The organism is Mesorhizobium sp. ORS 3428, from assembly GCF_001854785.1.
GTDB lineage: Bacteria > Pseudomonadota > Alphaproteobacteria > Rhizobiales > Rhizobiaceae > Mesorhizobium.
This window is the reverse complement of record NZ_MDFL01000026.1, coordinates 1-7,298: the sequence shown is the minus strand read 5'-3', so window position 1 is coordinate 7,298 and position 7,298 is coordinate 1. Positions and strand designations below refer to the sequence as shown.

At 57.6% G+C, this 7,298-nt stretch carries 9 protein-coding genes; all 9 read right to left on the bottom strand.

Annotated features, from left to right (window positions below; translation table 11 throughout):
• Positions 1 to 711 precede the first annotated feature (711 nt).
• On the bottom strand, positions 712 to 897 hold the full coding sequence (locus ORS3428_RS32195; protein WP_108722981.1) for a hypothetical protein: 186 nt from the start codon (positions 895 to 897) through the stop codon (positions 712 to 714).
• Between the two features lie 184 nt (positions 898 to 1,081).
• On the bottom strand, positions 1,082 to 2,116 hold the full coding sequence (locus ORS3428_RS05250) for an EscU/YscU/HrcU family type III secretion system export apparatus switch protein (RefSeq protein WP_071095242.1): 1,035 nt from the start codon (positions 2,114 to 2,116) through the stop codon (positions 1,082 to 1,084).
• Positions 2,113 to 2,934 carry a type III secretion system export apparatus subunit SctT gene (sctT, locus tag ORS3428_RS05245; RefSeq protein ID WP_071095240.1) on the bottom strand — a complete coding sequence of 274 codons (822 nt, stop codon included), beginning with the start codon at positions 2,932 to 2,934 and terminating at the stop codon, positions 2,113 to 2,115. The genes ORS3428_RS05250 and sctT overlap by 4 nt, the downstream gene beginning before the upstream one ends.
• Before the next feature lie 8 nt (positions 2,935 to 2,942).
• The gene (locus ORS3428_RS05240; RefSeq protein WP_071095246.1) at positions 2,943 to 3,218 is read right to left on the bottom strand and encodes an EscS/YscS/HrcS family type III secretion system export apparatus protein; all 276 of its coding nucleotides are present in this window, start codon (positions 3,216 to 3,218) and stop codon (positions 2,943 to 2,945) included.
• 1 nt (position 3,219) lies between these two features.
• Positions 3,220 to 3,885 carry a type III secretion system export apparatus subunit SctR gene (sctR, locus tag ORS3428_RS05235; protein ID WP_040985422.1) on the bottom strand — a complete coding sequence of 222 codons (666 nt, stop codon included), beginning with the start codon at positions 3,883 to 3,885 and terminating at the stop codon, positions 3,220 to 3,222.
• Complete coding sequence (gene sctQ / locus ORS3428_RS05230) at positions 3,878 to 4,798, bottom strand: type III secretion system cytoplasmic ring protein SctQ (RefSeq protein ID WP_244507859.1); 921 nt, start codon at positions 4,796 to 4,798, stop codon at positions 3,878 to 3,880. The genes sctR and sctQ overlap by 8 nt, the downstream gene beginning before the upstream one ends.
• A 187-nt stretch (positions 4,799 to 4,985) precedes the next feature.
• Entirely contained in the window at positions 4,986 to 5,519 is a 534-nt protein-coding gene (locus ORS3428_RS05225) for a hypothetical protein (RefSeq protein WP_040985424.1), read from the bottom strand.
• A complete protein-coding gene (sctN, locus tag ORS3428_RS05220) occupies positions 5,495 to 6,805 on the bottom strand; it encodes a type III secretion system ATPase SctN (RefSeq protein ID WP_071095244.1) in 1,311 nt (436 codons plus the stop codon). Before sctN ends, ORS3428_RS05225 begins: the two co-directional genes overlap by 25 nt.
• Positions 6,806 to 6,849: 44 nt before the next feature.
• Positions 6,850 to 7,298: type III secretion system stator protein SctL (gene sctL, locus ORS3428_RS31145; protein WP_108722982.1), on the bottom strand; the 449-nt coding region annotated here is incomplete at its 5' end.

The window sequence follows — 7,298 nt, the reverse complement described above, 5'->3', positions numbered from 1 at the left end:
GCCTGATTGCGGGCGCGAAGCGCTCGATCCCAGCGCGCTGCCGGACTCAGCACCTCCAAGGTGCGACCTTCCCGATCGTCCAATGCCCGTCATATCCAATCTCCAATGCGGGCAATGCGCCGCCTATAGTGTCGAGGCCTGATTCGCTCATCTGGAGAGCGAGAAGTGCGATGGACCGGGTGCCCACGCGAAGATGGTCTTCACGAAATGGGGGGCTGAAAAGTCTGACGTTGGCCATGCCCTCATCAGCGCGCTCGAAGCGCATGCGACCCAAGTACTCGCAGATTGGTCAGCTCAAGCTGCGCGAGATCCCATCGGTTTCGTTCGAGGTCTCCTGGATCGCCCTAACGCGATCGCTTGCACGGCATCGGCGGCGATCCCCAAAAGCTTGTTTAATCCGGAGCACGCGCAGTAGTCGCGGCAGGCGATGTCGCACGCACGTTGGTGGCATGGAAATAACGGGAACCGCAGACATCGAGCCATGCGCCAAAGGCGACGCTGTCTTCCTGGGCGCAAGCAGGTTCTGGCTTCGCCTTCTCGCCGTGATGACCTTGCGCGCGTGGGTGCTTCGCATTCTTTGGCGCTCATCCCAATCCCGCCCGTACCACCCGACAGACATCAATCTTTCGCAAATGTTTCTTTCCTGAGACAATGACAAAGCTTTGGCCATCAAACATAGCCGTCCTTACCTGACATAAACCTGACCTGCGCTCAGCTAAAATGCTGAAGTTGCCAAAAGAAGACCACTGGAACTCCTGCGGCAGCGGGCGCGAGCTGCAGCCTGAGAGAGGGCCTGGAAATTTGTAGCGCCTTCTTCACGTGGTCCGGCAACCCGTCCTTGGCAAATACCTCGCCACCCGAAAGCAGTTGGTCAAGAAGTTGCCTCTCGATAGCCATGTGATTTTCCTCCTTTCCATCATCATGACCTCGCGTACAGAATTCCTGACAGTGCCCGCGAACATTGCGATAATTCTCCAAAACATGTGAGGTCGCCCGGACACTTCGACGATTCTCGCTTGCCCATGGGCCATAGTGGCACAGTAACCTGCGCAATCACGGAGAACCGATTTTGTCCACTTGTCTAGACTAAGCCAGCGGCATGGAGCGCTCTTGCGACAGGCTCGAAATACTGCCTGGGAACAGGTTTTCCTAACTTGGTCGTTCGGATGAGCTGACGCGCCAGCCCATCATTGTCGACAATACTTAGACGTAGCGCCTGCGCCGCTGCGAAGATAGGTGAAACGGCCTCGCCCTCGCCGCGGCAAACCAAGACGGGCACCCCAGTCTCGCCCCGCACGTAACGCAGACCGACCAATATCGCCCGCCCTCTCAAAATCAATGTGGCGTGATGCACGCCAAGCGGAGGTTCGCCAGCCATCTCTTGACGTAGGCGACGTCGCTCACGCTTCAACTCTGGCGTACCTTCTTGTTCCTTCCTTTCGCGCTTGACCTCGGTCTCAGTCATGCGCATGTCGCGCAGAAWCAACCAGCGCTGGAGCAGGAGATCGACCAAGCCGCCGACCAGAAGTGCACCGGCACCAATCCCGACCAGCAGTTTCACCTCCGTAAAGACGAAGCCGAGGCACGAAATGCCGCAGAACGGCAGATAGACCATCGTTCTCCACATGCCCAGAATAGAAAAAAGAAAGATTGCGCCGAGGAGTAATAGCTTCACCAGCGCCTTGCCAAGGTCGGTTAAGGAGCGCATCGACACGATGCGCTTCAGTCCCTGAAAAGGATTGATTTTTTCAAACCTGGGCGCCATCGGCTCGAACGAGAAGAGTAGTCCACCGTTAGAGATGAATGCGGCCGAGACCGCCGCGGCGGCTACAGTTCCAAGCAGCGGGCCGACGGTCGTCACGGTGAGCTCGGTCAAGAGAATTAGCGCTTGCCCGACAGCGATATTGAAAGGCAGATTCTGCAGCTTGTCGGTCAATAATACCGCTTCGATGCATTTGTCTTCGATCGCGCTGGCTCTCAAGCACAGATAGCCGAGACCGGCGCAGGTGCCGACGGCGCGGACGAAATCGGTGTTGCGCGCAATCTGCCCCTTCTTGCGTGCTTCCCTTAGCTTCTTGTGAGTGCCCGGGTGCTTCTTCTCTTCGCTCGTGCTCATTTAAGCATCTTTTCGAACGCCTCGAGCCCGCCATTGGCCTGTGCGATATCTGACGCCATGGCGTCGATGAGATACGCAGTGTAGGTGACCATGATGATCGGAAAGCCGATATTTTTGATCGTCGGGGAAAGACGGTTCGATTTGAGTTGCGGGGCAAAGCGGGCAAGAATCATTACCGAAATGTCAACCAGTAACAGAAAGACCACGACAGGCCCGGAGACTAGTAAACTCGTCACCATAATCCGGTCGAGGAGCCCGATTAGTTCCATTGCCCCTTGTGCGGTCAGCGCGGGGTGAAATTCATATACGGGCCAGATTGAGTAGCTGCCATAAAGGCCGCTGATCATGTTCTCCAGACCTTCCGATGCGACGAAGATCGTGATCGCCGTGATTCCGAGAAAAAGTCCCATCGCGGATGCCTGAGTGTTGGTCGCAGGGTCTACCGGACCGACTTGGCTGGTGATGCCGCGCTGGGTGTCGACAAGCTCACCGGCGGCCTGGAGGCTCCATATCGGGATTCCGAGTGGAATCCCAAGTAGCAGACCGACAAAAATCTCCTTCAAACCGAGCAGTGTCACTTGGATGAAACGTGTATCGGGATCGAGCAGCTGTAACCCGTCTCTGATGGGTGCCAAGCACGGTAGCCCAAACGCGACAGCAAGGCATGTTCTGATCAGCCCGCCAATTTGAGACCGCGTAAATACAGGCAGGACCAGCATAATGCCGACAGCGCGAGCCGCAGCAAGACCGGCGGCGATGATGAGTTCGATGGCCCCCTGGATGAGCATTTGGGCCTCGGTGGGCAACGAACCAGACATGGTGAAGCCTAGTAACTCGGTATAATCGCGGGAAACTGGGAGAACACGTAATCGGCTTGCTCGATGAGCGGAGCGCTTAGTACAGGAGCAAACAGAGCAATGATCGCAACAACGACCAATAGTTTCACTGTCAGGTGCAAGGTTTCGTCCTGAATCTGTGTTGCCGCCTGGATAATACCGATGCCCAGGCCGACAACCACAGCGGCAATGAGTGGCGGCAGAACCCAAATCATGAAAACGATCAAGGTTTGGCTCATTTGGGCTACAATGCTGGCCTCATCCATCTCAACCTCCCGGTGTTGCATAACTCAACACAAGCCCGTGCATTAGCCGGGACCAACCATCAATAGTAACAAATAGAAAGAGTTTGAAAGGGACAGCTATCATTGTGGGCGAGACCATTGACATACCCATCGCCATCAAAATTGTCGTTACGATGAGGTCTATGCAGATAAACGGAAGATAAAGAAGAAAGCCAATTTCGAAGGCACGCTTGAGTTCTGAAATTAGAAAGGACGGTACGAGAATGGCGAAATCATCAGGTGTCGCTCTGGCGCGCATTTCCTCTGGCCAGACTTTTTTGGTCGACGATAGGAAAAATCGACGCTGCTCTTCGCTTGTGAACTTCTTGAGATAGGCACGYAAAGGCTCTCGTCCCTCCTCAGCAGCGGCAACCCAGTCATCGAAGGTTTGATAGTGGAGCTTCGGGTCCGTGACGCGCGCATAGGTCTGCTCGATAACAGGCGCGCTGACGAAAACGGTGAGAATTAATGCCGTCGCGTAAAGAACTATATTCGGGGGTATCGTCTGCGTCCCGAGCGCATTGCGGACGAGAAATAGAACCACTGATACCTTTATAAAGGCCGTGGTTGTGACGACTGTGAGCAGCAGCAGACCCAGTCCAGCCGTAACCGCAAGAAGCGCCAGGATCCCTGGTTGGATCTCACTCATTGCAAGCCAACCTGCCACGTAGCCTGATGCCAAGCTCGTCGCCGATGCGCACGATGTCGCCACGGCCGATACGCCGGCCGTTGGCAACTATATCGATCGGACCGTCGACCGGCCGATTAAGTTCGAAGATGTGCCCTTCGCCGGCATTCCTCAGTTCCCCCAGCGGCATCAGCCAGCGGCCGCATTCAAAGACCAGAGTGATTTCGATATCGTCGAGCTCGGCATCCGATGGCCCTTGCTGCAATTCCGGTTCTGTCATGATGTGCGCATACTCCAAAGGGCATGGGTGYAGGCGGAAAGGCCCRCGCAGGATCWGGCGGTCGTCCGCAACGTCTGCCACGGCCCAGAGCCGGCCCGCAGAGAGGATGACCTGATCGCGGTGGAACGGTAATACGTCTGGTATCAAAGCATCACCGGGAGATGTCGTGCGAATAAGCGCCGCCGGAACGCAAAGCGAGCCGATCTTTCCTGCAACCAGGACCGGGAGGTCAGCGGATAATTCGCACGGTTGTYGCGGCAATTGTCGAAGCAGATCCGCCAGGRCGTGGAACGCGAACGGCACCGGGCCATCGARAGGCGAGAATAGGCACAGACGAGCTTTGCCGTTGATCGGGCCGCAGGCGACGTCAAATTCGAGATAGGGAGGTGGCATGGTGGCTTCGCGCAGTTGAGCCAGTTGCACGTCCTGCTGTGACTGGGCCTCGAGTCGAGCGATAAGTGGCTCGAGCGCGAGTTCGAGAACGAGTGAAMCGGTTGGCTCGGAAGGTAAGCCGATGCCGCTCTRCACGGTCGAGATGAACCTCTCTATCAGTGCACGGGAGATCGACAAAACGATCGTCTCATCTCCGAGCTGCCAAACGCATTCGAGCATCGGAATGGAAAGYGATTCCGGCTGCCAGACAAGCCGTCCCATTCGCACCGATAGCGGCTCGTCGCCAAGTCGGCACTGAAAAGGCGTGYGGGGGTGTGCGCACTCGTTGAGCCATGAGACGACGTCGTGGGACAGACTTAGCTTTGGCTGCAGTGAATCGTGTGTGCTCAAAGTGTTTTCGGCTCTACAAGACGGCACCATCGCGACACGACAAGAATGCTAGCGGTCATCAGATTGACTTGCCCGTCACCTCGTGCAGCGAGGCGCTCGCGTACCGAAGCAGGATCTCATCGTTGGCCTCCGTCTCGGCTGCGGTCTGAGAGTGGATATCGACGCCGCGCCGGACGTCGTCCTCAATTTGTTCCCACTTGTGCCTTGCCGCCGAACAGCTGATCCAGTGCGACCTTGCCTCAGACGCCGCTGTCTCGGCCTGTTCTTGAGCGATGCAAGCGTTATCAAGCGTCTTGCGCCTCAAGGCGACCTCAGCCTCAAGCCGCTCTATGTGGAGATGGCCTTGATCGAGCGCCTGGAAGGACAAGGCATCGAGCGATGCAAACCGTTGGTAAAGCTCCATTTCCGCCCTCGCGCAGTGTTGCTGTGCGATTGCAAGCTCGCGGGAAGCATGCTGTGCGGCCTCGGCCGCTAGGTGGGCCTTGGCTTCCTTTTTGGACAGCTCACGAAGGGCGCTACGCTCTCGTATATCCTTCAAACGCCGCAAGCTCGTAGCGTGGAGACAGTTCATGTGGTCAGCTGCAACATCCATGCGACGGTTTCCTCAAAGTCGCTCGCCTCGTCTTCTCCCTGGCGCAAAAATTCCTGCAGGTCGCCGATCGAGTCGATAGCCCTGTCAGTAAGCGGATCGTTGCCTTGCTTGTATTCGCCGACCTTGACCAAAAACTCGGACTCGGCATAGCGCGAGAGGAGATCACGGAACGTAGATGCCGCCTTGCGATGTGCCATAGGCACGACGGCATCCATTACGCGGCTGCGACTTTGCAGCACATCGATCGCGGGGAAATGGGATCGCGCAGCGATCGTGCGTGAGAGGACGACATGGCCATCGAGAATGCCGCGCGATTCTTCTGCGATGGGATCCCCCATGCCGTCACCTTCGACAAGCACTGTATAGAAGGCTGTAATTGAGCCACGCTCGCCCATGCCCGCGCGCTCCAGCAGGCCTGGCAGCATGGCAAACACGGAAGGCGGAAAGCCTCGCCGGGTCGGCGGTTCGCCCGCAGYAAGTCCGATTTMGCGCATGGCCCGGCAAAAGCGTGTCAAGGAATCCATCATCAGAACGACGCGTTGCMCTTGTTCGCGAAAATGTTCGGCAAGTGCGCTTGCCATGTGAGCACATTGCGCCCGCTCCATTGCCGAGCGGTCGGATGTTTCGACCACAATGATCGTACGACGAAGAGCCGCTTCCCCAAGGTGTCGCTCAACGAATTCGCGCACTTCTCGCCCGCGCTCGCCAATGAGGGCAACTATGTTAACGTCGGCGGCCGCGCCCTTTATGATCTGTGATAGTAACGTTGACTTGCCGCAACCAGGCTCTCCATAGATCCCGATCCGCTGGCCTTCGCCGCATGTCAGGAGACCATCCAAGGCGCGGATGCCAAGTGGGAATGGTCGCTCGATCATGCGCCTTGTCATGGGGTTGGGCGCCTTGCCCCGAAGCGGGCGCGTTTGGTCGGCTTTGAGAGCGCCTTTGCCGTCGAGGGGACGGCCAAAGCTGTCGATCACGCGGCCAAGCAAATCGGGGCCGACTGGCACTTCATGCATTCGACCGCTAGCGACCACTTCTGCGCGACTGGACAGGCCCACCATGTCACCGATCKGGGTGAGCAGCACGCCATTTTGGAGGAAACCGATCACCTCGGCTTCGAGAGAGTGTCCGGTGCGCGGATCCTGCAACAGACAAAGTTCCCCAATTCGAGCATCCGGCAACACGGCATGGAGCACCGTACCGACGGCTCTAGTCAGGCGTCCGCGCACGACACGCGTGTCGATATGCTTTGCGGTCGATCTCAGAGACGAGAGCGCCGCATCCATTGTCCCGTCTACAGYCGGACCGCCGTGTTGTGGTAGCAGTTCGGTCACAGCTTGCCTTGTTCAGCATGCAATCCAAAGCCGAGGCGCAGCGCCCGGAATTGCGCATCAAGTCCAAGATCGACATTGCCATAGTCGCTCCACAGCACGCATTGCTGCGGCGACAGCGCCGGATCCGGATCAACTCGAACTTTCGGCCGGCCTTCCCGTCCATCATACGCAGCGAACTCACCTGCGACGGCATCGGCTTGCGTGGGACACACCTTGAGGCGGACTTCCGCGCCGCCTTTCCGTTCGATCGCGTGACGAACGGCGCTCACCAACAGCTCACCGGGGTCAAAAGCGCCCAGCAGGTCGCTTACGATCTCCATGACGAGTTGTGGCAATTGCTGCTCCAGCGCTGCCCTTTGGCGTGCCGCTTCAGAGACGGTCTGCGCAATCAGCCGCGCCATTTCCTCAGCGCCTTGATTCATTCCCTCACTACGTCCGCGCTCCC